The 23,942-nt window shown below is 71.8% G+C and carries 25 protein-coding genes; 13 read left to right on the top strand and 12 right to left on the bottom strand.

Translation table 11 applies throughout. From position 1 onward, the window contains the following. Positions 1 to 53: 53 nt before the first annotated feature. Genes purB through JWN97_RS18915 form a run of 4 tightly spaced genes read right to left on the bottom strand, consistent with a single transcriptional unit; the run spans position 54 to position 4,673 of the window. The gene (gene purB, locus JWN97_RS18900) at positions 54 to 1,472 is read right to left on the bottom strand and encodes an adenylosuccinate lyase (RefSeq protein ID WP_297626462.1); all 1,419 of its coding nucleotides are present in this window, start codon (positions 1,470 to 1,472) and stop codon (positions 54 to 56) included. A 13-nt stretch (positions 1,473 to 1,485) separates the two neighbouring features. After that, on the bottom strand, positions 1,486 to 2,070 hold the full coding sequence (locus tag JWN97_RS18905) for a TetR family transcriptional regulator (protein ID WP_297626466.1): 585 nt from the start codon (positions 2,068 to 2,070) through the stop codon (positions 1,486 to 1,488). Positions 2,071 to 2,124: 54 nt separating this feature from the next. After that, positions 2,125 to 3,393 (bottom strand): phosphoribosylamine--glycine ligase, encoded by a 1,269-nt coding sequence (gene purD / locus JWN97_RS18910; protein ID WP_297626469.1) that lies wholly within the window; start codon positions 3,391 to 3,393, stop codon positions 2,125 to 2,127. Beyond that, a complete protein-coding gene (locus tag JWN97_RS18915) occupies positions 3,390 to 4,673 on the bottom strand; it encodes an adenylosuccinate synthase (protein ID WP_297626472.1) in 1,284 nt (427 codons plus the stop codon). The genes purD and JWN97_RS18915 overlap by 4 nt, the downstream gene beginning before the upstream one ends. A 103-nt stretch (positions 4,674 to 4,776) precedes the next feature. Here JWN97_RS18915 and JWN97_RS18920 point away from each other — a divergent pair, with 103 nt between their 5' ends. Then, positions 4,777 to 5,688, top strand: a complete 912-nt coding sequence (locus JWN97_RS18920; RefSeq protein WP_297626474.1) for a diacylglycerol kinase family protein — start codon at positions 4,777 to 4,779, stop codon at positions 5,686 to 5,688. A 39-nt stretch (positions 5,689 to 5,727) separates the two neighbouring features. Here JWN97_RS18920 and JWN97_RS18925 read toward each other — a convergent pair whose 3' ends face one another. After that, complete coding sequence (locus JWN97_RS18925; RefSeq protein WP_297626476.1) at positions 5,728 to 6,717, bottom strand: helix-turn-helix domain-containing protein; 990 nt, start codon at positions 6,715 to 6,717, stop codon at positions 5,728 to 5,730. A gap of 176 nt (positions 6,718 to 6,893) precedes the next feature. On the opposite strand from JWN97_RS18925, the gene lysS reads away from it, so the two are divergent. Continuing rightward, positions 6,894 to 8,612 (top strand): lysine--tRNA ligase, encoded by a 1,719-nt coding sequence (gene lysS, locus JWN97_RS18930; protein WP_297626479.1) that lies wholly within the window; start codon positions 6,894 to 6,896, stop codon positions 8,610 to 8,612. Position 8,613: 1 nt separating this feature from the next. On the opposite strand, the gene JWN97_RS18935 is transcribed toward lysS, so the two are convergent. After that, on the bottom strand, positions 8,614 to 9,078 hold the full coding sequence (locus tag JWN97_RS18935) for a thioesterase family protein (RefSeq protein ID WP_297626481.1): 465 nt from the start codon (positions 9,076 to 9,078) through the stop codon (positions 8,614 to 8,616). A 38-nt stretch (positions 9,079 to 9,116) separates the two neighbouring features. Here JWN97_RS18935 and JWN97_RS18940 point away from each other — a divergent pair, with 38 nt between their 5' ends. The 4 genes from JWN97_RS18940 to JWN97_RS18955 all read left to right on the top strand — a co-directional run bounded on the left by JWN97_RS18940 (position 9,117) and on the right by JWN97_RS18955 (position 13,293). Beyond that, entirely contained in the window at positions 9,117 to 9,530 is a 414-nt protein-coding gene (locus tag JWN97_RS18940) for a DUF3151 domain-containing protein (protein ID WP_297626484.1), read from the top strand. A gap of 88 nt (positions 9,531 to 9,618) precedes the next feature. Next, complete coding sequence (locus JWN97_RS18945; RefSeq protein WP_297626487.1) at positions 9,619 to 9,903, top strand: DUF3311 domain-containing protein; 285 nt, start codon at positions 9,619 to 9,621, stop codon at positions 9,901 to 9,903. Then, on the top strand, positions 9,900 to 11,615 hold the full coding sequence (mctP, locus tag JWN97_RS18950; RefSeq protein ID WP_297626491.1) for a monocarboxylate uptake permease MctP: 1,716 nt from the start codon (positions 9,900 to 9,902) through the stop codon (positions 11,613 to 11,615). Before JWN97_RS18945 ends, mctP begins: the two co-directional genes overlap by 4 nt. 133 nt (positions 11,616 to 11,748) lie before the next feature. Then, positions 11,749 to 13,293, top strand: a complete 1,545-nt coding sequence (locus JWN97_RS18955) for an MDR family MFS transporter (RefSeq protein WP_297626494.1) — start codon at positions 11,749 to 11,751, stop codon at positions 13,291 to 13,293. 83 nt (positions 13,294 to 13,376) lie between these two features. Here JWN97_RS18955 and fbaA read toward each other — a convergent pair whose 3' ends face one another. Further along, the gene (gene fbaA / locus JWN97_RS18960) at positions 13,377 to 14,411 is read right to left on the bottom strand and encodes a class II fructose-bisphosphate aldolase (RefSeq protein WP_297626497.1); all 1,035 of its coding nucleotides are present in this window, start codon (positions 14,409 to 14,411) and stop codon (positions 13,377 to 13,379) included. 157 nt (positions 14,412 to 14,568) lie between these two features. On the opposite strand from fbaA, the gene JWN97_RS18965 reads away from it, so the two are divergent. The 3 genes from JWN97_RS18965 to JWN97_RS18975 all read left to right on the top strand — a co-directional run bounded on the left by JWN97_RS18965 (position 14,569) and on the right by JWN97_RS18975 (position 16,492). Next, on the top strand, positions 14,569 to 15,180 hold the full coding sequence (locus JWN97_RS18965) for a hypothetical protein (protein ID WP_297626500.1): 612 nt from the start codon (positions 14,569 to 14,571) through the stop codon (positions 15,178 to 15,180). Then, complete coding sequence (locus JWN97_RS18970) at positions 15,177 to 15,668, top strand: SigE family RNA polymerase sigma factor (protein ID WP_297626503.1); 492 nt, start codon at positions 15,177 to 15,179, stop codon at positions 15,666 to 15,668. The genes JWN97_RS18965 and JWN97_RS18970 overlap by 4 nt, the downstream gene beginning before the upstream one ends. A gap of 86 nt (positions 15,669 to 15,754) precedes the next feature. After that, entirely contained in the window at positions 15,755 to 16,492 is a 738-nt protein-coding gene (locus JWN97_RS18975) for a septum formation family protein (protein ID WP_297626505.1), read from the top strand. 72 nt (positions 16,493 to 16,564) lie between these two features. Here JWN97_RS18975 and JWN97_RS18980 read toward each other — a convergent pair whose 3' ends face one another. Beyond that, a complete protein-coding gene (locus JWN97_RS18980; RefSeq protein ID WP_297626508.1) occupies positions 16,565 to 17,254 on the bottom strand; it encodes a TrmH family RNA methyltransferase in 690 nt (229 codons plus the stop codon). Positions 17,255 to 17,290: 36 nt separating this feature from the next. On the opposite strand from JWN97_RS18980, the gene JWN97_RS18985 reads away from it, so the two are divergent. Next, positions 17,291 to 18,049, top strand: a complete 759-nt coding sequence (locus JWN97_RS18985; RefSeq protein WP_297626511.1) for a VTT domain-containing protein — start codon at positions 17,291 to 17,293, stop codon at positions 18,047 to 18,049. A 38-nt stretch (positions 18,050 to 18,087) separates the two neighbouring features. Here the strand turns inward: JWN97_RS18985 and pyrE are convergent, their stop codons facing one another. Together pyrE and JWN97_RS18995 are read right to left on the bottom strand one after the other, a co-directional pair. Then, positions 18,088 to 18,615, bottom strand: a complete 528-nt coding sequence (pyrE, locus tag JWN97_RS18990; RefSeq protein ID WP_297626514.1) for an orotate phosphoribosyltransferase — start codon at positions 18,613 to 18,615, stop codon at positions 18,088 to 18,090. Positions 18,616 to 18,648: 33 nt separating this feature from the next. Beyond that, positions 18,649 to 18,774, bottom strand: coding sequence for a hypothetical protein (locus JWN97_RS18995; RefSeq protein ID WP_297626517.1), 126 nt, complete (start codon positions 18,772 to 18,774; stop codon positions 18,649 to 18,651). A 45-nt stretch (positions 18,775 to 18,819) separates the two neighbouring features. Between JWN97_RS18995 and JWN97_RS19000 the strand changes: the two genes are divergently transcribed. Continuing rightward, entirely contained in the window at positions 18,820 to 19,995 is a 1,176-nt protein-coding gene (locus tag JWN97_RS19000) for a pyridoxal phosphate-dependent aminotransferase (protein WP_297626520.1), read from the top strand. 12 nt (positions 19,996 to 20,007) lie between these two features. Here the strand turns inward: JWN97_RS19000 and JWN97_RS19005 are convergent, their stop codons facing one another. Further along, positions 20,008 to 20,799, bottom strand: a complete 792-nt coding sequence (locus tag JWN97_RS19005; protein WP_297626522.1) for a hypothetical protein — start codon at positions 20,797 to 20,799, stop codon at positions 20,008 to 20,010. 129 nt (positions 20,800 to 20,928) lie between these two features. After that, positions 20,929 to 22,017 (bottom strand): hypothetical protein, encoded by a 1,089-nt coding sequence (locus JWN97_RS19010; protein WP_297626525.1) that lies wholly within the window; start codon positions 22,015 to 22,017, stop codon positions 20,929 to 20,931. Between the two features lie 132 nt (positions 22,018 to 22,149). Between JWN97_RS19010 and JWN97_RS19015 the strand changes: the two genes are divergently transcribed. Together JWN97_RS19015 and JWN97_RS19020 are read left to right on the top strand one after the other, a co-directional pair. Further along, a complete protein-coding gene (locus JWN97_RS19015) occupies positions 22,150 to 23,046 on the top strand; it encodes an ATP-binding cassette domain-containing protein (protein WP_297626528.1) in 897 nt (298 codons plus the stop codon). Further along, the gene (locus JWN97_RS19020) at positions 23,043 to 23,864 is read left to right on the top strand and encodes an ABC transporter permease (protein WP_297626531.1); all 822 of its coding nucleotides are present in this window, start codon (positions 23,043 to 23,045) and stop codon (positions 23,862 to 23,864) included. Before JWN97_RS19015 ends, JWN97_RS19020 begins: the two co-directional genes overlap by 4 nt. Positions 23,865 to 23,942: the final 78 nt, after the last annotated feature.

Below are 23,942 nucleotides of genomic sequence, written 5' to 3' on the forward strand. Positions count from 1 at the left end.
CTCACCAGTTGGCTCGCCAACTCACGAGTTGGCGACGAGGGGAGGACCGACCCTCACAGGATGGCGCCGGGGACGTACGCCGCGGCGTCGGGGTGACGGGCCGCCAGTGCCTCGACCCGGGCGACGACCGCACGGGTCTGGGCCACGGCCGCGCCGGTGAACTCGATCGGGTCCGCGACGAGCGCGTCGATCTGGTCGCGGGTCAGCCCGAGCCGCTGGTCGGCGGCGAGCTTGGCGAACACGTCGTTGTCGCCCTGGCCGGCGCGCATGGCCAGCGCCGTGCCGACGGCCGCCTCCTTGATCGCCTCGTGGGCGGCCTCGCGGCCCACGCCGTTGCGGACGGCGGCCATCAGCACCTTGGTCGTGGTGAGGAACGGGAGGTAGCGGTCGAGCTCGCGCTGGATCACCGCCGGGAAGGCACCGAACTCGTCGAGCACGGTGAGGAAGGTCTGGAAGAGGCCGTCGGTGGCGAAGAAGGCGTCGGGCAGCGCGACGCGGCGCACCACCGAGCAGGACACGTCGCCCTCGTTCCACTGGTCGCCGGCCAGCTCGCTGACCATCGACAGGTGGCCGCGCAGGACCACGGCCAGGCCGTTGACCCGCTCGCACGAGCGGGTGTTCATCTTGTGGGGCATCGCCGAGGAGCCGACCTGCCCCTCCTTGAAGCCCTCGGTGACCAGCTCGTGCCCGGCCATCAGCCGCACGGTCGTGGCGAGGTTGGACGGACCGCTGACCAGCTGCACCAGCGCCGCGACGACGTCGAAGTCCAGCGAGCGCGGGTAGACCTGGCCGACGCTGGTCAGCACCTCCTCGAAGCCGAGGTGGGCCGCCACCCGCCGCTCGAGGTCCTCGAGCAGGGCTTCGTCGCCGTCGAGCAGGTCGAGCATGTCCTGCGAGGTGCCCATCGGGCCCTTGATCCCCCGCAAGGGATAGCGCGCCAGCAGCTCCTCGACGCGCTGTACGCCGATGAGCATCTCGTCGGCGATCGTCGCGAACCGCTTGCCCAGGGTGGTCGCCTGCGCCGCCACGTTGTGCGAGCGGCCGGCCATCACGGTCAGCTCGTGCTCGGCCGCCAGCCGGGCGAGCCGGACCAGCGCGGCGACCGCGCGGTCGCGCACCACCTCGAGCGAGCGGCGTACCTGTAGCTGCTCGACGTTCTCGGTCAGGTCCCGGGACGTCATGCCCTTGTGGATGTGCTCGTGGCCGGCGAGCGCCGAGAACTCCTCGATGCGCGCCTTCACGTCGTGGCGGGTGATCCGCTCGCGGGCGGCGATGGAGTCGAGGTCGACGCGGTCGACGACCGCCTCGTAGGCCTCGACGACGCCCTCGGGCACGTCGATGCCGAGGTCGCGCTGAGCCTTCAGCACGGCGATCCACAGCTGGCGCTCGAGGACGATCTTGTGCTCCGGCGACCAGATCGCAGCGAGGTCGGCGCCGGCGTAGCGGGTGGCCAGGACGTTGGGGACGCTCACGACCCGCAGTCTTTCATCCGCTGCCCGGGTCCGGCGCCACGAGGCGTCGCGCGGACTCCACCACGGCCGCCCGGCGCTTGGGCCGGGTGTTGTTGCGCGCCGACGGGGTGTACTCCGGAGGCAGCGACGCCCAGGTCGTGGCGAGGCTGATCAGCAGGCCGAGCAGGATGTCGGCGGGGAAGACGTCGGTGACCCGTCCCTCGCGCTGCGCGGCCCGGATCGCGATCAGCTTGGAGGCGTTGGCGCCGATGATCGCGGCGTTGGGCGGGTCGTCCTCGGACCGCTCCAGGCGGTACCAGGTGGCCAGCCGCGCGAGCGCCGGGTCGTCCTCGAACTGGTCGAAGATCCGGCCCATCGACTCAGGGAGGTCGTCGGCGTCGAACGGGTCGGTCTCCACCACGTCGTGCAGCAGTCCGGCCAGGACAGCACCGAAGAGCGCGTCCTTGCTGCCGAAGTAGTGGTAGATCTGCGCCTTGTTGGTCCGCGCCGCGGCAGCGATCCGGTCGACGCGCGCGCCGGCGATGCCGAACTCGGCGAACTCGGCTGCCGCCGCCTCGAGCAGGCGCTGGCGGGTCGCCTCCGCGTCACGTGGTGCCATGCGCGGAACCTATCAACCAACCGTCCAGTTGAGACCCGGCCGAGCCGACCGGCGTCAGTCGAGCGCGGCAGCACCCTCCATGACCCCCAGCGGCTCGGCCGCGATGTCGCGACGCCACTGGGCGCCCGGGAAGCTGATGCTCGCCACCCCTTCGTACGCCTTGGCGCGGGCGTCGGCGACGTCGGCGCCGGTCGCCCGCACCGCGAGCACGCGACCGCCGGCGGTGACCAGACCGGCGTCGGTCCGCGCGGTGCCGGCATGGATGACGTCCACGTCGCTCTCGCGGTCCAGCGTCTCGGTGCCGACGACGACGTCCCCCGAGCGGGAGCCCTCGGGATAGCCGGCACTCGCCATCACCACGGTCACCGCGGCACCCTCGGCGAACCTCGGCTCCGCCACGGAGGCCAGGTCGCCGCGGGCCGCCGCGTGCAGGAGGACACCGAGCGGCGACTCCAGGAGCGCCAGCACGGGCTGGATGTCGGGGTCACCGAAGCGGACGTTGAACTCGATGACCTGCGGACCGGCCGCGGTCAGGGCGAGCCCGACGTAGAGGCAGCCGACGAAGGGGGCGCCCAGGTGCTGCATCTCGGCGAGGGTCGGCGCCACCACTCGCTCCATCACCGTGGCCACGACCCCGTCGGGCAGCCAGTCGAGCGGGGCGTAGGAGCCCATGCCGCCGGTGTTGGGACCGCGTCCGCCGTCGAAGATGCGCTTGAAGTCCTGCGCGGGCAGGAGCGGTCGGCCGGCGGTGCCGTCGCAGACGACGAACAGGGAGAACTCGGGACCGTCGAGGAACTCCTCGACGACGACCCGCTCGCAGCCCGCGGCGTGGGCCACGGCCTCGTCGCGGTCGCGGGTCACCACGACGCCCTTGCCCGCGGCCAGCGCGTCGTCCTTCACGACGTACGGCGCACCGAAGGCGTCCAGCGCCGCCGCCACCTCCTCCGGCGTGGTGCAGGTGCGCGATCCGGCGGTGGGCACCCCGGCATCGGCCATGACCTGCTTGGAGAACGCCTTCGAGCCCTCGAGCCTGGCGGCCGCACGCGACGGGCCGAAGCAGGCGATGCCGGCGTCGCGCACCGCATCGGCGACCCCGGCGACCAGCGGCGCCTCGGGGCCCACCACGACCAGGTCGGCGCCGATCGAGGTCGCGAGCGACGCGACGGCGGGCCCGTCCATCGCGTCGATGTCGTGGACGGTGGCGACCGCGCCGATGCCCGGGTTGCCGGGGGCGGCGTGCACCTCGGTCACCGCCGGATCGCGCGCCAGCGAGAGGGCGAGGGCGTGCTCACGCCCGCCGGTGCCGACGACGAGGACCTTCACGGGTGGACGACCACCGTCTGCTCGCGACCGGGACCCACCCCGACCGCCCAGATCTTCGCGCCCGACATCTCCTCGAGCGCCTGCACGTAGGCCTGCGCCTGGGGCGGCAGGTCGTCGAAGGAGCGGCACCCGGAGATGTCGCTCTGCCAGCCCTCGAAGTACTCGTAGACCGGCGTGGCGTGGTGGAACTCGGTCTGGGTCATCGGCATCTCGTCGACCCGCTGACCGTCGATCTCGTAGGCCACGCAGACCGGGATCTGCTCCCAGGCGCCGAGGATGTCGAGCTTGGTGAGGAAGAACTCGGTGAGGCCGTTGACCCGGCTGGCGTAGCGCGCGACGACGGCGTCGTACCAGCCGCAGCGGCGGGTGCGTCCCGTCGAGACGCCGATCTCACCACCGAGCTGCTGGAGCTGGATGCCGTCGTCGTCGAAGAGCTCGGTGGGGAACGGTCCCGAGCCGACGCGGGTCGTGTAGGCCTTGATCACACCGATCACCCGGTCGATGCGGGTGGGACCGACGCCCGCGCCGACGCATACACCGCCGGCGACCGGGTTGGACGACGTGACGAACGGATAGGTGCCGTGGTCGACGTCGAGCATGGTCGCCTGGGCACCCTCGAAGAGCACGGTCTGGCCCGCGTCGAGCGCCCGGTTGAGCAGCAGCGAGGTGTCGCACACCATCGGCCGCAGCCGCTCGGCGTACGACACGAGCTCCTCGACCACGGCGTCGACCTCGATCGCGCGGCGGTTGTAGACCTTGGTGAGCAGGTGGTTGCGGACGTCGAGGGCCGCCTCGACCTTCTCGCGCAGGATCTTCTCGTCGAAGAGGTCGGCGATGCGTACGCCGACCCGGTTGATCTTGTCGACGTAGGCCGGGCCGATGCCGCGACCGGTGGTGCCGATCTGGTTCTTGCCGAGGAAGCGCTCGGTGACCTTGTCGATGGTGGCGTGGTAGCTCGCGATCACGTGGGCGTTGGCGCTGACCTTGAGGTCGGCCACCTCCACCCCGCGCGCGACCAGGCCGTCGAGCTCGCGGAACAGCGCCTCCGGCGAGACGACCACACCGTTGGCGATCACCGACGTGGCACCCGGCGTCAGGATGCCGCTGGGCAGCAGGTGGGTGGCGTACTTCTCGCCGTTGATGACGATGGTGTGGCCGGCGTTGTGCCCGCCGCTGGTGCGGACCACGAAGTCGATCGGGTCCGTGGTGGCCAGCTGGTCGGTGGCCTTGCCTTTGCCCTCGTCGCCCCACTGGGCGCCGAGCACGACGATCGCGGGCATCTCAGCCCTCCTCGCACGTCAGAAAATGAGAACAGCCCCGGGGCACAAGGCTTCGGGGCTCTTGCGGAGTCACGCTACCGCACCGTGGACTAGTGTCCGCCCCGTGCGCTCCTTGCTCGTGATCACCAACGCCGATGCCGGCACCTCCGACGAGGCGCGCCTCGACGTCGCCCTCGCCATCCTGCGCGAGGACGCCTCGGTCGAGGTCGCCAGGACCTCGAACCCGGGCGAGCTCGACGGCGTGCTGCACCGCGCGGGCGGTCGCACCGTGGTGGTCGCCGGCGGCGACGGCAGCATGCACGCCGTGGTCAAGGCCCTCTACAAGCGCCACGAGCTCGCCGACACCACCTTGGCGCTCCTGCCCATGGGCACCGGCAACGACTTCGCCCGTGGCAACGAGATCCCCCTCGCGATCGAGGACGCCGCACGCCTCGTGCTCACCGGCGAGGCCCGGTCGGTCGACCTCCTGGTCGACGAGACCGGCAGCATCGTGGTCAACAACGTCCACGTCGGCGTGGGGGCCCAGGCCAGCCGCAAGGGTGCCAAGTGGAAGGGCCGGCTCGGCTCCGTCGGTGTCGGCAAGGTCAACCTCGGCAAGCTCGGCTACCCCATCGGCGCGGCTCTCTCGGCCTTCCACCCGCCGAGCTGGCGGATGCGCGTCGAGATCGACGGCACCGTCGTCAACGACGTCAACCGCCCCGTCCTCATGGTCGCCATCGGCAACGGCAGCAACGTCGGCGGCGGCACCGAGCTCAACCCCGACGCCGACACCGAGGACGGGCTGCTCGACGTGATGATCAGCCGCGCCGTCTCCCCGATGGCCAAGCTCGGCTACGTCGCCCGGCTGCGCAAGGGTGAGCACGACGAGCGCGACGACGTGGTCAGCCTGCGCGGGCGGTCGGTCAAGGTCAGCGGCGACGAGTTCTGGCTGTCCGCGGACGGCGAGATCTCGGGTCCCGAGCGCAGCCGGAGCTGGCGCCTCGAGCCGGCGGCGTACTCCATGATCCTGCCCTGACACAGGACACCCGACCCGGAGCCCCGACCCGGCCGGAGCTCAGAGCCAGCCGCGCCGGACCGCCTCGGCCCCGGCCTGGAAGCGCGTGTCGACCCCGAGGTCGGACATGAGGTCGGCCACGCGCCGGCGCACGGTGCGCAGGCTGATGCCCAGCTTGCGGGCGATCAGCTCGTCGGTGGCGCCCGCCATGAGCTGCTCGAGGAGGAACTGGCGCCCGTCCGGATGGCCGTGGCCCGACTCGAGGTCGGCCACCGGCGCTGCACGGGACCACAGCAGCTCGAACCACAGCGTCAGCGCGGCGACGACGGAGCGCTGCCGGACGTGCACCCGCGGCTCGTCGGTGAAGCCGATCGGCTCGGGCAGCACGGCGTGCGCGGCGCCGAAGATGAACATCCGGGTCGGCACCTCGGAGATCACCCGCACCTGCTCCCCCATCCGGGCGCGGATGGCCAGCGCCTCGGGCGCCTCGGTGAGCGCCCTCGCCGGGTAGATCGCCCGGGACCGGCGGCCGGTGGCCATTGCTTCCGCGAGCAGCTCGCTGACCCTCGACTCGCGGGGCATCGCCCAGGCGTCGGGCCGGAGCCACAGCATGTCCCCGCGGCTGGTCCGGAGCATCAGGTGGAGCAGCTCGAGGGGATCGCCGCCGGAGCTGAGCTCGCCGTCCAACGGGCGGATGTCGGTGAGGTCGCTCTCGTCCGGGCGCGTGGTCGAGGCCACGAGGTGGGGCACGGCCCCGGCCAGCTCGCGGAGCTTGTCCGCCGAGGCCGCCGCCCGTCGGGACTCGAGCAGCACCAGCTCGGACAGCGCCTCGGCGAGAGGAGGCACCAGGAGGCGGTCCCCGGTGAGCACCACCAGGCCGCGCTCCTGCAGGGGAGCGAGGTCCCGGAGCAGGTGGTCGGGTCGCGTCTGCACGAGCCGGGCCACGCCCGTGACCGTGTGCCCCGACACGGGAACCAGGCGGAAGTAGAGGTGCTCCGACGTGCGGTCGAGCCCGAGGGACGACAGCACTGAGGAGGGGTCGCCGGGCATGATGGCAGTTTAGTGCCAGCGGCACTCGCGACCCATGTGGCAGCGACCGGCCAGCCCATACTTGGTCCGCCAGCCGCCGCGGGGGTGCGTGGCTGCGCGCTCCACAGGGAGCATGGCGTCGGAGCCGCCGCGGGGGACGGCTCCGGCGCCACTCCGCCCACCGATAGCCTTCTCGCATGGCACGAGGTGGACGGCAGAGTCAGGGCGATCCCGTCGACTGGGTGACGCGCGCGGCGGACGACGCCGTACGTCATGCCGGTGAGGGCAACCTGGTGACGGTCGCCTCCGGCGCGTCGCCCAGCGGTCCGATCCACCTGGGCAACCTCCGCGAGTTCATCACGCCGCACTTCGTGGCCGAGGAGCTCAGGCGCCGCGGCGTGCCGGTGCGGCACCTGCACTCCTGGGACGACTTCGACCGCTTCCGCAAGGTGCCGGCCGGCGTGCCCGCCGAGTGGGCCGACCACATCGGCCGCCCGCTGACCGCGGTCCCGGACCCGTGGGAGTGCCACCCCAGCTGGGCCGAGCACTTCAAGGCACCGCTCCAGGACGCGCTGCGCGAGCTCGGCGTGGAGATGGAGGAGATCTCCCAGACGCAGATGTACACCTCCGGCGCCTACCGCGCGGAGGTGCTCGAGGCCGTCGCGCGCCGCGACGACATCGAGGCGGTGCTCGCCAGGCACCGCACCAAGAAGGTGAGCGCCGGCGAGGACGCCTCGGCGCAGGAGACGGCGGACCTGGCGGACTCGGTGGCCAACGAGGACGCCGAGACGGGCGCGAGCGACGCCGGTGACGCGATCTCGCGCTTCCCCTACCGCCCCTACTGCCGCGAGTGCGGCCGCGACACCGTCACCACCACGGCGTACGACGACGCGACCACGACCCTGTCCTACACCTGCTCCTCCTGCGGCTTCGAGGGCACGACGAACCTGTCCACCGACACCGACGGCAAGCTCGTGTGGAAGGTGGACTGGCCCATGCGGTGGGCCTACGAGTCGGTCAACTTCGAGCCCGCCGGGCGCGACCACATGACGCCCGGGTCGTCCTACACCGTCGGCACCGAGCTCGTGTCCTCGATCTTCGACTGGCGCGCGCCTGCCCGGGTGATCTACGCGTTCGTCGGTTTCGCGGGGGTGCAGAAGATGTCGTCGTCGGCCGGCGGGGTGCCCACCGCCGCCGACGCGCTGCGGATCCTCGAGGCGCCGATGCTGCGTTGGCTCTACGTCCGCCGCACGCCGACGCAGGCCTTCGACATCGACTTCGGCCCGGCCGTCGTGCGGCTGTACGACGAGTGGGACGCGCTCGGCCGCAAGGCCGCCGACCCCGCGAAGGCCGACGTCGCGACGCTGGCCTGGCACCGCGCGGCCGAGACGGCGTCCACCGGTCGGCTTTCCGCCCCGGCCGTGCCGGTCCCCTTCCGCACGCTGTCGTCGGTCGCCGACGTGACGGCCGGCTCGGCCGAGCTCATCTCCCGGATCGTGGAGTCCTCCGGCTTCCCGCACGACTCGGTCGCCGACCTCGAGCCGCGCCTGTCGAAGGCGATGCAGTGGACGGCGGAGCACGTGCCCGCCGAGGAGCGCACCACGGTCCGCGAGGCACCCGACACCGAGCGCCTCGCCTCGCTCACCGAGGACGAGGAGCTGTGGCTGCGGATCTTCCTCGACCGCCTCCCCGACGACGGCGACCTCGCCGCCGTGACGTCCGTCGTCTACGGCGTGCCGAAGGTGGCGCGCGGGCTCGGCTTCGACGACGCCCCGACCGACGAGGTCAAGGCCGACCAGAAGGAGTTCTTCCGGCTCCTCTACCACCTCCTCGTCGCCGCCGACCGCGGCCCGAGGCTGCCGACGCTGGTGCTGGCGCTGGGGCCGGCGAAGGTGCGCCAGCTGCTCGGGGCCTGAATCAGCGGCGCATCTGCGGGGGCTCCCCGGCGTACCGCTCGAGGTCGGCACGCACGGCCTCGCTGATCGGCCAGGCGGACTGCGCGGTGTGGTCCCAGAGCACGTTGACGCACTCCCAGAGCGCGGCCGGGCCGCCGCCTGCCTCGACGCGGAGCTCGGCCGCAACAGTGAAGGAGGACCGGCCGATCCGGGTCACCCAGAGCGAGGCGAGGAACGGCTGGTAGGGGACGAAGCGCATCTCGGAGTGGTACTCGATCGTCTGGGACGCGACCAGCTCGGACACCCCGTCGTCGAGCCCGTGGAGCAGGCCGACCGCGTCGCCGGGCAGCCCCGGGAGGCGCGCGAAGCGCAGGAACTCGTAGCGGGCCTCGTCGAGCACCCGGACCGCCTCGACGTTGTCGACGTGCCCGGCGAGGTTGATGTCGCGGTAGCGCGCCTGGATCTCGGTCGTGAAGGTCTCGCCCATGGGAGCAGTCTGTCGGGTCGACGTGACAGGCTGGCGGCATGTCCCACGTTGACCTGATGGCCGGTCCCCCGCCCACCCACCTGCCCGCCGACCCCGCTGACGCCGAGCTCGCCGGTGGGGACGCCCCGGCGGACGTCGTACGACGCCACCCGGAGTCGCCCGCCGCCTGGGCCGCCCTCGCCCAGCAGGCCCGCGAGGCCGGCGCCGACGCGGTGACGGTCTACGCCTACGCCCGCGTCGGCTACCACCGCTCGCTCGACCAGCTGCGTCGCAACGGGTGGAAGGGCCACGGGCCGGTGCCGTGGGAGCACGAGCCCAACCGCGGCTTCCTCCGCTCCCTCGCCCTCCTCGCCCTCGCCGCGCGCGCCATCGGCGAGACGCACGAGTGGGAGCGGTGCTCGACCTTCCTGCGCGACTCCAGCGCGGCAGCGGCGGACGAGCTGCTCGACTGACCGCTCGTCGCGTCAGACCGACCGTTGATCGCGCGGGCGATTGCTGCGACGCCGTGACGAGCGTCACGGCGCGAGTAGGGTCCGGCTCATGGACCCCGGGAACACCCCTCCACAGTCGCGCCCTGACCAGGGCCCGCCCCCCACCGACAAGGGCAAGATGGCGCTTGCCGCTGTCCTGCTCGCGATCCCGATCGTCGCGCTCCTCTGGGTGCCGAGCTACGCCAGGGCGGAGCCCGAGCTCTTCGGGTTCCCCTTCTTCTTCTGGTACCAGTTCCTGTGGGTCTTCCTCTGCTCGGGCCTGACCTGGACCGCCTACCGGCTGACCCTCTCGGCCCGCAGCCGGACCTCCCCCCGGGCTGGTGAGGACCGATGACTCCGCAGCTCACCGTCATGGCCACCGGCACCGGGGTCAACGGCGTCGCGCTCGCGGTGCTGATCGTGCTGTTCCTGCTGGTCACCGTGGCCGGCTTCATGGCGTCGCGCTTCCAGCGCGGCGAGTCGCTCGAGTCGCTCGACGAGTGGGGCCTGGGCGGGCGCAAGTTCGGCACCTGGATCACGTGGTTCCTGCTCGGCGGCGACCTCTACACGGCGTACACGTTCGTCGCGGTGCCCGCGGCCATGTTCGCGACCGGTGCCGTGGCCGGCTTCTTCGCCGTGCCCTACACGATCATCCTCTACCCGATCATCTTCATCTTCATGGCGCGGCTGTGGTCGGTGAGCCACCGCCACGGCTACGTCACGACGGCCGACTTCGTCCGCGGGCGCTACAACAGCCGGGGGCTCTCGCTCGCCGTCGCGGTCACCGGGTTCGTCGCGACCATGCCCTACATCGCCCTCCAGCTCGTCGGCATCCAGGCGGTGCTCGAGGTGGCCGGGGTCGGCGGCGGCGACAACATCGTCGCCAAGGACGCGCCGCTGTTCATCGCCTTCGCCGTGCTGGCCGCCTTCACCTACTCCAGCGGCCTGCGCGCGCCCGCGGTGATCGCCTTCGTCAAGGACATCCTCATCTACCTCGTCATCATCGTCGCGGTGATCTACCTGCCCGGCCAGGTCGGGGGCTGGGACAACATCTTCGGCTCCGCGCAGGAGAAGATGGCCACCGTCAACGAGGCCACCGGCAAGCCGACGGGCGCGTTCCTGCCCGGCGTCGGCGCCGGCTGGGCGTACGCCACCCTCGCCCTCGGCTCGGCGATGGCGCTCTTCATGTATCCGCACTCGGTGACCGCGTCGCTGTCGTCCAACAGCCGCAACACGATCCGCCGCAACGCCGCGATCCTGCCGGCGTACTCCTTCGTGCTCGGCCTGCTGGCCCTGCTCGGCTGGGTGGCCATCGCGGCCGGCACCCAGCCGATCGGTCTCGACGGCGAGGCCAACGCCCAGCTCGTCATCCCGCAGCTGTTCGAGGACATGTTCCCGGCATGGTTCGCAGGCATCGCGTTCGCGGCCATCGCGATCGGCGCGCTCGTCCCGGCGGCGATCATGTCGATCGCGGCGGCCAACACCTTCAGCCGCAACATCTACAAGGAGTGGCTCAAGCCCGACGCCACCTCGAAGCAGGAGGCCAAGGTCTCCAAGCTGATGTCGCTGGTCGTCAAGGCGTTCGCCCTGGTCTTCGTCCTCACGCTGGACAAGCAGAACGCGATCAACTTCCAGCTCCTCGGCGGCATCTGGATCCTCCAGACCTTCCCCGCGGTCGTGTTCAGCCTCTTCACGCGGTGGTTCCACCGCTGGGCGCTGCTCGCCGGCTGGGCCGCCGCGATGGTCTACGGCACCGTCGAGGCCTACCAGGTGGTCAACCCCGTCACCGGCAAGCACTTCGGCGGCTCCCTCGCCCTGATGCCGGGGATCGAGCAGATGGGCTACATCGCGATGACGGCCTTCTGCCTGAACCTCGTGGTCAGCGTGGTCCTCAGCGCGATCCTCAACGCCATGAAGGTCTCCAACGGCCAGGACGAGACGATCCCGTTCGACTACTTCGCCGACGCGGACGACCCGCGCGTGCAGAAGGACCTCGCCGAGCACGACACGCACGACGAGCCCTACGGCGACCCCGACGACATCTCGGGGAACGCGCCGGCGCGCTGACGGCGTACGACGACCGCCGCGGCGGTACGTGGCGCAGGTCCTCCGGACCGAGAACCCGCCTCACGCACCGCCCCGGTGGATCGGTCCGGGCTCTCGTGGAACCGATGTCGGAGCCCGGGTGTTCACTTGACCCGTGAGCCTGACACGCGGAACAGCCCCGACCACCGGCAGCGAGGTCCGTCCGTGGCCCGCCCTCGGCGCCCTGTGCGTCGGGTTCTTCATGATCCTGGTCGACATGACGATCGTGTCGGTGGCGACCCCCGCGATCCTCGAGACCTACGCACCGCACGGCGCCACGGTCAACGACGTGATCTGGGTGACCAGCGCCTACCTCCTGTCCTACGCCGTCCCGATCCTGATCACCGGGCGGCTCGGTGACCGCTTCGGTCCCAAGCGGATGTACCTCGGCGGCCTGGTCGTCTTCACGCTCGCCTCGCTGTGGTGCGGGCTCGCCTTCGAGCTCTCGACGAGCATCTGGATGCTGGTCGCGGCGCGCGTGCTGCAGGGCTTCGGTGCCGCTGCCGTGGCGCCGCAGACGATGGCCGTCATCACCCGCATCTTCCCGCGCGAGAGCCGCGGGTCGGCGATGAGCCTGTGGGGTGCCACCGCGGGTGTCGCGACGCTGGTCGGCCCGATCCTGGGCGGCGTGCTGGTCGACCTCGCCGGGTGGCAGTGGATCTTCTTCATCAACATCCCCGTCGGCGTCGTCGGGTTCTGGCTGGCCTGGCGGCTTGTGCCGGCGCTCGAGGTCAACGACCACGCCTTCGACTGGATCGGCGTGCTGCTGAGCGGCGCCGCCCTCCTCCTGCTGGTCTTCGGCATCCAGGAGGGCCATGCGTTCGACTGGTCGGCGACGATCATCGCGATGATCGTCGGAGGGCTCGTGATCGGTGCGGTCTTCGTGTGGTGGCAGTCCCGCAACACGCGCGAGCCGCTGATGCCCCTCACGCTCTTCCGCGACCGCAACTTCTCGCTCGCCAACGTCGCCATCGCCGCGGTCGGCTTCGTCTTCGCCTCGATGGGGTTCCCGCTCATGCTCTGGGCCCAGCTCGTCCGCGGCGACTCCCCCACGCAGGCCGGCCTGCTCCTCGCGCCCATGGCCGTCGCGTCGATCGTGCTCGCCCCCGTCGCCGGGCGCCTCACCGACCGCGTGCACCCGCGCATCCTGGCCGGTGCCGGGCTCACCGTGCTCGCCTTCTCGCTGGTGCTGCTGGCCTCGGCGATCGGTCCCGACACCCCGCTGTGGCAGATCCTGGGATCGATGGCGCTGCTGGGCGTCGGCAGCTCGTTCGTGTGGGCACCGCTGACCACGACCGCCAACCGCAACCTCCCGCTGCACCAGGCCGGAGCCGGCGCGGGCATCTACAACGCCAACCGCCAGATCGGCTCCGTCGTCGGCGCCGCCGCGATCGCCGTGCTGATCGACAGCCGGCTCGCGGCCAACGGCCTCTCCGGCGGGGGCGCGAGCGAGGCGTCGCTCGGCGGCACCCTGCCGGCCGTCGTGCACGACGCGTTCAGCACCGCCATGTCACAGGCGATGTTGTTGCTGCCCGCGGTGCTGGTCATCGGCGTCGTGGCCGTGGTCTTCTTCGAGCGCCCCCAGCACTTCACGCCCGCACCGGTCGCGGAGGCCGAGCCCGCCGAGGCAGGGGTGGCTGCCGCGACACCGCCCGCCTGACCGCCGTACGGCGCGGTGCTCCAGCCACCTTCCGACGACCTCGGAGGTGGCTGGACCACCGCTCGTTGGAGCGAGGAGCAGGCTCAGCCCGCGAGCGACGTGCCGGCGGAGCGCAGGTTCTCGCAGGCCTCGACGATGCGGGCGGCCATGCCGCCCTCGGCGGCCTTGCCCCAGGCGCGCGGGTCGTACTGCTTCTTGTTGCCGACCTCGCCGTCGACCTTCAGCACGCCGTCGTAGTGGGTGAACATGTGCGCCGCGACCGGGCGGGTGAAGGCGTACTGCGTGTCGGTGTCGACGTTCATCTTGACGACGCCGAAGTCGACCGCGTCGCTGATCTCCTGGGCGCTGGAGCCGGAGCCGCCGTGGAAGACGAGGTCGAAGGGACGCGCGTCGGAGCCGAGACCGAGCTCGGCGGCGGCGGCCTCCTGGGCGGCCTTGAGGATCTCCGGGCGGAGCTTGACGTTGCCCGGCTTGTAGACGCCGTGCACGTTGCCGAAGGTCAGCGCGGTCATGTAGCGGCCGCGCTCGCCGGCGCCGAGCGCCCTGATCGTGGCGATCGCGTCCTCGGGGGTCGTGTAGAGCTGGTCGTTGATCTCGTTGGCGACGCCGTCCTCCTCGCCACCGACGACACCGACCTCGATCTCGAGGATGATGTGGGCCGCGGCGCACTTGGCCAGCAGCTCCTCGGCGATCTGGAGGTTCTCGTCGAGCGGCACGGACGAGCCGTCCCACATGTGCGACTGGAAGAGCGGGGCCTCACCGCGCGCGACGCGCTCGGCCGAGATGTCGAGCAGGGGCCGGACGAAGCCGTCGAGCTTGTCCTTGGGGCAGTGGTCGGTGTGCAGCGCGATGTTGACGGGGTAGTTCTTCGCGACCTCGGAGGCGTAGGCGGCGAACGCGACGGAGCCGCTCACCATGTCCTTGATGCTCGGACCGGAGAGGTACTCGGCACCACCCGTGGAGACCTGGATGATGCCGTCGGACCCGGCGTCGGCGAAGCCCTTCAGCGCGGCGTTGAGGGTCTGGGACGACGACACGTTGATGGCCGGGTAGGCGAAGGACTTGGCCTTCGCGGCGTCCAGCATCTGCGCGTAGACCTCGGGGGTGGCGATGGGCATCGGGGTTCTCCTCGGGAGCGGTCGTTCCGGCGTCCACAACCCTAGTGGCTACTCGCGAGTCGGATTCTCGTCGCGCGGACGTCTCACTCCGTGACAACCGATCCGTCGTTCGCGTCGTGTCCACCGGTGCGAGACTCACCACGGGGGAAGGACCAGCATGCGCACCGACATCGACTGGCAGCACGAGATCGACACCGCGTTCGGCAGCGGCGAGGACCTGCCCGCCGCGCACTACGTCGCCACGGGCCGGGTCGCCGTACGCCGACGCCGGGTCACCGCGGTCGTGGTGGCCGCCGGCCTCGCCATCGGTGGCGGCACCGCCTGGGCGGCCGGGCCCGGCGGGTCCTGGGACGGCTCGCGGGTCGCGTCGACGCGCACGACCGAGCCGTCGCCGACGTCGGCGGTGCGACCACCGGCCACACCCCCGAGACCCGATCTGGCGCAGTCGCCCGACGACGTGCGCCCCGAGCGTGCCGACGACCGACCGCTCTTCGACGGAGCGTCGACGGTCGCGGCACTGGGGGACGGCGAGCTGGTCGTCGAGCGGGGCTGGAGCGTCGACACGTTGATCGTGATCAGGTCCAGCCCCACGCCTGCTCGCACCTGGGGGCTCGTGACCAGCGAGGACGACGGACCGGGAGCCCAGTGGATCTACCTGAAGTGGACGTGGGGCGGCGACTTCTACACGATCTCCGAGGCCCCCGGTGAGACTGCTGCGACCTTCGGCGCCTGGCTGCCACAGCAGCCGGCACGGGAGAACCTGCGATGAGGAGCGCCGACCGCGATGCGGCCTTCACGGAGTTCGTCGCGGCCCGCCAGACCCACCTGCGCCGTATCGCCTACGCGCTGTGCGGCGACTGGCACAAGGCCGAGGACCTGCTGCAGACCGCCCTCACCAGGCTGTACGTCGCCTGGCCGCGGATCCGGCACGAGGGAGGCGAGGAGGCCTACGTCCGCCAGATCATGGTGCGGGCGAACATCGACGACTCCCGACGGCCGTGGCGCCGGGAGCGCCCGACGCCGGACCTGCCCGACCGGGCCGGGGACCAGCCCACCCCGGTCGAGGAGCGGTCGGCGCTCTTCGACGCCCTCCAGTCCCTTCCGGAGCAGCAGCGCAAGGTCGTCGTCCTGCGGCACTGGTTGGGCCTCTCGGTGCGCGAGACCGCCACCGAGCTCGGCATCGGCGAGGGGACCGTGAAGAGCCACAGCAGTCGCGGGCTGGCGGCGCTGGAGGCGGTGCTCGCACCGCAGCGGTAGGCCGGCTGCGTCGGAAGGGGGGAGGGAGGGAGGCTGCACCCGGATGGGTATGGCTTTGACCCGTCGTCAGGTTTAGGTTGACGGCCATGACACGACGACTGGGGCTCGGCTCCGCGATCACCGGGCTGCTGGCCGCGGCCCTGACGTCCCTCGCCGCGCCGTCCGCGACCGCCGCCGACCCGATGTACCAGGCCCCGGTCGTGGGCCAGTGCTTCGACATGAGCGTCGCCGAGCTCGGCGAGGCGTCCTACGCCGAGGCGGCCGTGGACTGTGCCGCCGAGCACACCTCGCAGGTCATCGCGGTGGCCCAGGTGCCCGACGGCGTGGCCTACGAGAGCAAGGCGCTGGTCCGGTTCGCCCTCGAGACCTGCTTCCCGGCGCAGCGCAAGGCCGTGGGCGCCAGCAAGCTCGGGCTGCGCCTCACCTCCTTCAACCTCGGCTACTTCATCCCGACGGTGGACCAGCAGGCCGCCGGCGCCCGCTGGCTGCGCTGCGACCTCGTCCTGTCCGCGGGCAGCAGGCTCGCGCCGTTGCCGGGCAAGCTCCAGGTGGGCAGGTTCCCCTTCAAGGACACGGTGGCGCGCTGCCTGTCCGGTCGCGAGTTCGTGATCACCGTGTGCGCCGAGAAGCACACCTTCCGCGCCACCGCGGCGCTCCGGGTCGACGCCGAGCGCTTCCCGAGCGAGAGCGCCTGGCAGCGCCTGGGCGAGCGGCGCTGCCGCAGCGCGGTGCGGTCGAGCTACTTCCGCTTCGGCTGGCCGTCCAAGGCCAGCTGGAAGGCCGGCGACCGCGTGCTCGTCTGCTACACGCAGACGCGGCGGTAGGGCCACGTCGGGGCCCGGGGTGTTGTGGGGACATCCCGGGCCTCGTCGTGACCCCTGTGCGAGGGTCGCGACCTAGCCGCGCCAAGCGTCCTCGCCCGCCAGGTCGGCGTACTCCCTGACCCAGCTGTGCATCGCGATGGCGGCCGCCGAGCTGGCGTTGATCGAGCGCGTGGAGCCGAACTGCGCGATCGAGAAGGTGCCGTCGCACACCTCGCGGGCGGACTCCGAGAGGCCGGGCCCCTCCTGCCCGAAGAGGAAGCAGACCCGCCTCGGCAGCGCCATCGTCTCGAGGTGCAGGGAGCCGGGGAGGTTGTCGATGCCGAGCAACCGGACCGGGCCACCGGACTCCGGCGGGAGCCCGTGGAGGTACGCCGCCAGCGCGGCGGCGTCGGGATGGTGACGGACGTGCTGGTAGCGGTCGGTCACCATCGCGCCGCGGCGGTTCCAGCGCCGGTTGCCGACGATGTGGACCTCGGCGGCGAGGAAGGCGTTGGCGGTGCGCACGATCGTGCCGATGTTGAAGTCGTGCTGCCAGTTCTCGATCGCGACGTGGAAGTCGTGCCGCCGGGTGTCGAGGTCGGCAACGATGGCCTCCATCGTCCAGTAGCGGTAGCGGTCGACCACGTTGCGGCGGTCGCCGTCACGCAGCAGGCCGGCGTCCCACTGCTCCCCCTCGGGCCACGGACCCGACCACGGCCCGAGCCCGACCTCGGGGGGACCGTGCGGCATCGGGTCGTACGGCGCCCGCTCCTCCTCGTCCATGCGAGCACCTTAGGGATTGCTCGTTAGGGTGCTCGGGTGAGTGCACTGTGGGACGTCCATGCCTGGTCTGGCGCGATGGTCCAGCCGATGCTGCTGGGCATCGACTGGATGGATCCCAACTGGCTGCTCGACCGGTTCGGCGCGGAGCTGTTCTGGATCAGCCTGCTCATCGTGTTCGTGGAGTGCGGGCTCTTCTTCCCGATCCTGCCGGGTGACACGCTCCTCTTCGCGCTCGGCCTCTTCATCGCCACCGGGCAGCTGGACCTCTTCCCCGGGCCGCCGTTCGTCGAGCTGCTGGTCGCGATCACCGCGCTCACGGCGGCCGCCTTCGTGGGCAACGTCGTCGGCTACGAGATCGGCCGCGCGATCGGCCAACCCCTCTACGAGCGCGACGGCCGGATCATCAAGCGCAAGTACTTCGACCAGACGACGGCCTTCTTCGACCGCCACGGCAACAAGGCGCTGGTGATCGGACGCTTCGTCCCCTTCGTCCGCACCTACATCACCGTCGTCGCCGGCGTGACCCGGATGGAGCGGCCCCGCTTCTTCCTGTGGAGCCTGGTGGGTGCGGTGCTCTGGGTCCTCTCGATCTGCCTGCTCGGCTACTTCCTCGGTGACGCGTTCCCGGGCCTCGGGGAGAGCATCGACAAGCTGATCATCGTGATCGTCGCGTTCTCGGTGATCCCGATCGCGATCGAGTGGTGGCGCCACAAGCGCACCAACGCCCCCGGCGCCGAGATCGGCACGCAGGACGGCGGCCCCGACCGCGACATCACCGGTCGTGACGTCGACTGATCGCCGACGCCGGCCCGTGGCGCTCCGCCGGTCCCGCGTCAGCGGTGGACGGAGTCCAGGTCGGCGCGGGTGAGGACGGACCGGACCTCCAGGCCGACGTCGGCCAGGGGGTTCTCCCCGGCCGGTGACCGGTCGATCGCGCAGACGACGACCTCGACGGTGGCGCCGGCGTCGCGCAGCGCCCGCGTGGCATCGCGTACGGCGCCTCCGGTCGTGACCACGTCCTCGATGATCGTGATCCGCCGACCGGCCACGTCCGGGCCCTCCGCGAGCTTGCAGGTGCCGTACGCCTTGGCCTGCTTGCGCACGAACAGCGCCGGCAGGCCGGACTTCGCCGACACCATCGTGGCTATCGGGATGCCGCCGAGCTCGAGGCCGCCGAGGAGCTCGGTGTCGTCGGGCAGCAGGTCGAGCATCCGGGTCGCGACCCGGTCCAGGAGCGCCGGCCGGCTCTCGAAGAGGTACTTGTCGAAGTAGGTGTCGGCGACCTGCCCGGACCGCAGGACGAACTCCCCGGTCAGGCGGCAGGCCGCGTCGATGTCCTGTGCGAGCGTCTCGTCAACCACGTCGTGCAGCCTAGGGCTCGAGGTCGTACGCCGTCAGCGGCCGGTCGGTACGCGGGACGCCAGGTGCCCGAAGGCCACGAGGCGGTCGTCGGCGTGGAAGAGCTCGGAGCAGGTCGTCAGGGTGAGCAGCCGCTGGCCGGCCTCCTGCACGGGCTGCACCCCGCCCACCGCCATCCCGACGACGTGCCCCACTAGCCTCGAGGCATGTCCGTGACCGCCCGGCGCCTGGCCCACATCCCACCCACCGTGTTCAGCGAGATGTCGGCGCTCGCAGTGCGGACCGGGGCGGTCAACCTGGGCCAGGGCTTCCCCGACGTCGACGGCCCGCAGTCGGTCATCGATGCCGTCGAGGTCGCGCTCGCCGAGGGCGCCAACCAGTACGCCCCCGGCATCGGCATCCCGTCCCTGCGGGCCGCGATCGCGCGCCACCAGCACCGTCACTACGGCCTCGACGTCGACCCCGACCGCGAGGTCGTGGTCACGACCGGGTGCACCGAGGCCGTCGCGGCGGCCCTCCTCGGCCTGGTCGACCCGGGCGACGAGGTGGTCGTGCTGGAGCCCTACTACGACTCGTACGTCGCGATGCTGGACATGTGCGGCGCCCGGCGCCGCCCGGTCATGCTGAAGGCGCCTGACTTCCGGCCCGACCTCGACGAGCTGCGGTCCGTCGTCACCGACCGGACGAAGCTGATCCTGCTCAACACCCCGCACAACCCGACCGGGACGGTCCTCACCCGCGACGAGCTCCAGGCCGTCGCCGACCTCGCGATCGAGCACGACGTGGTCGTGGTGACCGACGAGGTCTACGAGCACCTCGTCTTCGACGACGCCCGGTCGACCGACGGTCACGTGCCGATCGCCACGCTGCCCGGGATGTGGGAGCGGACGCTGACCCTCTCCAGCGCGGGCAAGTCCTACTCGTTCACCGGCTGGAAGGTCGGCTGGGCGTCCGGACCCGCGCCGCTGGTGCAGGCGGTGCTGTCGGCCAAGCAGTGGCTGACCTTCACCTCGGGCTCACCCCTGCAGCCCGCCGTCGCCCACGCGCTCGACCACGAGCCCGACTGGCCGGCCGCGCTGGCGCGCGACCTGCAGGCGCGCCGCGACCTGCTGTGCGAGGGCCTCTCGGCGGCCGGTCTGGCGCCGCGGGTGCCGGAGGGGACCTACTTCGCCACCACCGACATCTCCCACCTCGGCTGGGCCGACGGTCGCGAGTTCTGCCTCGCCCTCCCCGAGCGGGCCGGGGTCGTCGCGATCCCCACTCAGGGGTTCTACGACGACCCCGACGCCGGGCGCCAGCTGGTGCGCTGGGCCTTCTGCAAGGAGCGCGACGTCATCGGCGAGGGCCTGCGCCGCCTCGCCGCCGCCGACCTCGCCCGCTGAGCGGAGCGGCTCTCAGCGGTTGGGGTAGTCCCGCGGCGGGTAGTCGGTGCCGCCCTCGGCCGGCGGCTGACCGTAGGGGTTGTCCGACGGCTGCTGGCCGTAGGGGTCGGGACCGGACGGGCTCTGGCCGTAGGGGTTGTCGACGGACGGGGGCGGCGTGGCGGACTGGCCGTACGGCCCGCCCGGCTGCCCGCCGTAGGTGGCGCCGTGCTGACCACCCGCGTAGCCGCCCGGGTAGCCGCCGCCGGAGTCCCGGCGGTTGAACCAGGCGCCGGCACCGCCGGTGAACAGCAGCACGACGACGGCGATGGCGGCGACGAGCGTCACGGCGGACACCCCGCTGCCGACGCCGACCAGCGAGAAGAGCGCGGTGATGACGGCCGAGATGACGAGGAGGATCCGCGCGACGCTCGAGCGGCGCAGCACCAGGACGGCCAGCACGATCGCGATCAGTGCCCAGATGACCAGGCCGACCAGCACCGCGACCAGCACGCCGACCGCGGCATCGGGGTCGATGTCGGCGTCCTGGAACTCCGGCACCTTCTCCAGCTCGACGATGACCTGGTCGCGCGCGACGAGCAGCGCGAGGGCGGTGAAGCCGAAGAGCGCCGCGACGATGGCCGAGAGGACCATGGTGATCCAGGCGGCCGCGGTGACAGTGCCCGGGCGCCGGTCGGTCGGTTGCGTGGGCGCACCGTAGGCCGGCGCCTGACCGTAGGGGGACGGCTGGCCCGACGGCGGCTGGCCGTAGGGGTCGGACTGGCCGTAGGGCGTGTGCGTGGGGCCCGGCTCCTGCTCGCTCATGGGCGTACTCGCTTCGCTCCGTGCGCCCATGAGGCACAGGTCGCACTGCGCTGGATGACTCGCTCGCTCCGCTCGCTCATGCGCCTATCTCACCACGTCCGCGGTTGTCCGCGCCCGCGCCCGCTCGCGTCAGTGCGGCTCGAGCGAGAACCAGCGGCGGACCTCGATCCGCCTCAGGCAGACGACGGTCGCGACGGCAGCAGCCGCCGGGACCAGCACGAGCACCGTGTTGAGCGCGAAGACCAGGCATCCGCCGGCGCTGAAGGCGGCGATCACCATCAGGCCGCGACGCGCCCACTCGCGTCGCGCCATCGCGAACCCGGCCAGGACCAGCGCCACCAGGCACCACACGATGAAGGCGGAGGCATAGGCGAAGACGGTCGCGCGCACCTGCTGGAAGGTGAGCCCCTCGTCGAACATGTCGGGCTGCTGCTCGAGCAGCGCCCTGAAGAACTCCGGCGACAGTCCCGCGATCGCCACCCACAGCAGCGACAGGGTGAGCAGGCCGCCGGCGGTCACCACGGTGATGACGAAGGCCGCGACCATCGCGGCCGGCCGCTCGAGCAGCAGCTGCCGCTGCTGTGACGGGGTCCGGCGCTGGGCCTGGTCCGCCGTCGAGGCCGGCGGGCGGTGCTCACCGAAGGGCCGGGTCGCCGGCGGAGGCGTCGTCGGGTGCGGCGGCGACACCGGGCCCGGCCCGGAGTGGTCGCCGCGCCCGCCCAGCGGCGTACGACGCAGCGAGCCCTTGTCGCGCGGCTCCTTCTCGGGCGCGGGAGCGGGCGGCGTCCACTTCCCGGTGGCGAACCACTCGCGAGCCGGCATCAGCCACAGCATCGCCGCACCCGCGGCGACGAAGGAGCCGGCCAGGCCACCCGCGGGGAGCCCAGTCACGAAGACCGGCACCGCGAAGAGCGAGAGCCCCAGGCGCGCGGAGCGGTCGGGCGTGCGGACGTACCAGCCGAGGATCGCCGTGGCGCAGGCGCAGGCCGCGGCCACCAGGCACGCGATGCGGAGCACCTCGGAGGCACCCGGGACGTCGAGGCCGAGCGAGGTGAACGGCGGCTCGGCGAGGAAGTCGCGGATCGACTGCTGGGTCTCCAGCGAGCCGAGCGTCGCGATCCGCTCCCAGGCGCTGACCAGCACCATCACGGAGGCGAACATGACGATGCCCGACGCCAGGGTGACCTGGGGCGGACGCTGCTCGGTGGGCTGGCTCACCCGGCCATTCTCCCAAGAGGACCCAATGGCGCCACATCGTGGCCGTGAGGGGTTTCTCAGGGTCGCCCTCAGGGGCGTTCGGGGACCTGTCCCCGATGCGCGCGCCCGTAGGTCGCCGCGAAGGTGGGACCCATGATCAGCGTCGAGTCACTCACCAAGCACTACGGCCCCTTCACGGCCGTCGACCACGTGTCCTTCACGGCCGCGACGGGCCGGGTCACCGGCTTCCTCGGTCCCAACGGTGCCGGCAAGTCCACCACCATGCGCGTCATGGTCGGGCTCACCCGGGCCAGCACCGGCCGCGTCACCATCAGCGGCCGCGACTACCGCGACCTCGTCAACCCCGGGCTCGAGGTCGGCGTCCTGCTGGACGCCTCCGCGCAGCACGCCGGGCGGACGGGTCGCGAGATCCTCACCATCGCCCAGCAGACGATGGGACTGCCCAGGACCCGCGTCGCCGAGACCCTCGCCCGCGTCGGCCTCACCGAGGACGAGGCCTCGCGCCGGGTCCGCGACTACTCGCTCGGCATGCGCCAGCGCCTCGGCATCGCGACCGCCCTGATCGGCGACCCGCAGGTGCTGATCCTCGACGAGCCCGCCAACGGCCTCGACCCGGCCGGCATCCGCTGGATGCGCGACCTGCTCCGCGGCTTCGCGAACGACGGCGGCACCGTGCTCCTGTCGTCGCACCTGCTCCACGAGATCGAGGTCATCGCCGACGACCTCGTCGTGATCGGCCAGGGCCGGATCGTCGCCCAGGGGAGCAAGTCCGAGCTGCTGGCCGCGGCCGGCACGCTCGTGCGAACGGCCGAGCCCGACCGCCTCGCCCGTGCCCTGCACGAGGCCTCCGTCGTCACCTCACCCATCGACGGCGGCCTGCGCGTCGACGCCGAACCCGAGCTCGTGGGCGAGACGGCCCACCGCGCCGGCGTCGTCCTGCGCGAGCTCCGGCCCGCCGACGGCGCGGGACTGGAAGAGATGTTCCTCGAGCTCACCGCCGAGACCGCCCGCGAAGGAGCAGCAGCATGACCACCGCAACGCAGACCCCGCCCCTGCCTCGTACGACGGACGTCGCGCCCGCCACGGCGCGCACCGTCCGCCCGATCCCGATGAGCCGCCTCGCGAGGGTCGAGCTCCGCAAGATGTTCGACACCCGCGCCGGCTTCTGGCTCATGGCGAGCGTCGGCATCGTGTCGGTCCTCGCCACTGCCGCGGTCATCATCTGGGCGCCGGACGAGGCGATCACCCTGGAGACCTTCTCCACCGCGATCGGCATGCCGCTGTCGGTGGTGCTGCCGATCATCGCGATCTTGTCGATCACCAGCGAGTACAGCCAGCGCACCGGCCTCACGACGTACACGCTCGTGCCCTGGCGCGGACGGGTGATCACCTCCAAGCTCGTCGTCACCGTCGCCATCGGCGTGGTCTCGATGGCCCTCGCACTCGCCATCGGCACGCTGGGCAACCTGCTCGGCTCCGCGATCACGGGCCTCGACGCGGTGTGGGACATCAGCCTGGAGACCTTCGGCTACATCGTCCTGGCCAACATCCTCAGCATGCTGATGGGCTTCATGCTCGGCGTCCTGTTCCGCAGCTCGGCCGGCGCGATCGTGGGCTACTTCGTCTACTCGTTCGTGCTCCCGGTGGCCTTCGGCACCCTCGCCGCCTTCCAGGAGTGGTTCCGCGACCTGCAGCCGTGGGTCGACGTCAACTTCGCCATCACCCGGCTCTTCGACCAGACGATGACGGCCGAGTACTGGCAGCAGCTGGGCGTGACGAGCGTGGTGTGGCTGTGGATCCCGCTGGCCCTCGGGCTGCGCGCGGTCCTGCGGGCCGAGGTCAAGTAGTCGGGGCAGCGTCCCCCTGCGTGCCTCGCACGCGTCAGCGGCCACCGGTCGGGGGACCGGTGGCCGCCGACGCCTGTC

Origin of the sequence: Nocardioides sp., from assembly GCF_025965415.1 — a bacterium.
Taxonomy (GTDB): Bacteria; Actinomycetota; Actinomycetes; order Propionibacteriales; family Nocardioidaceae; genus Nocardioides.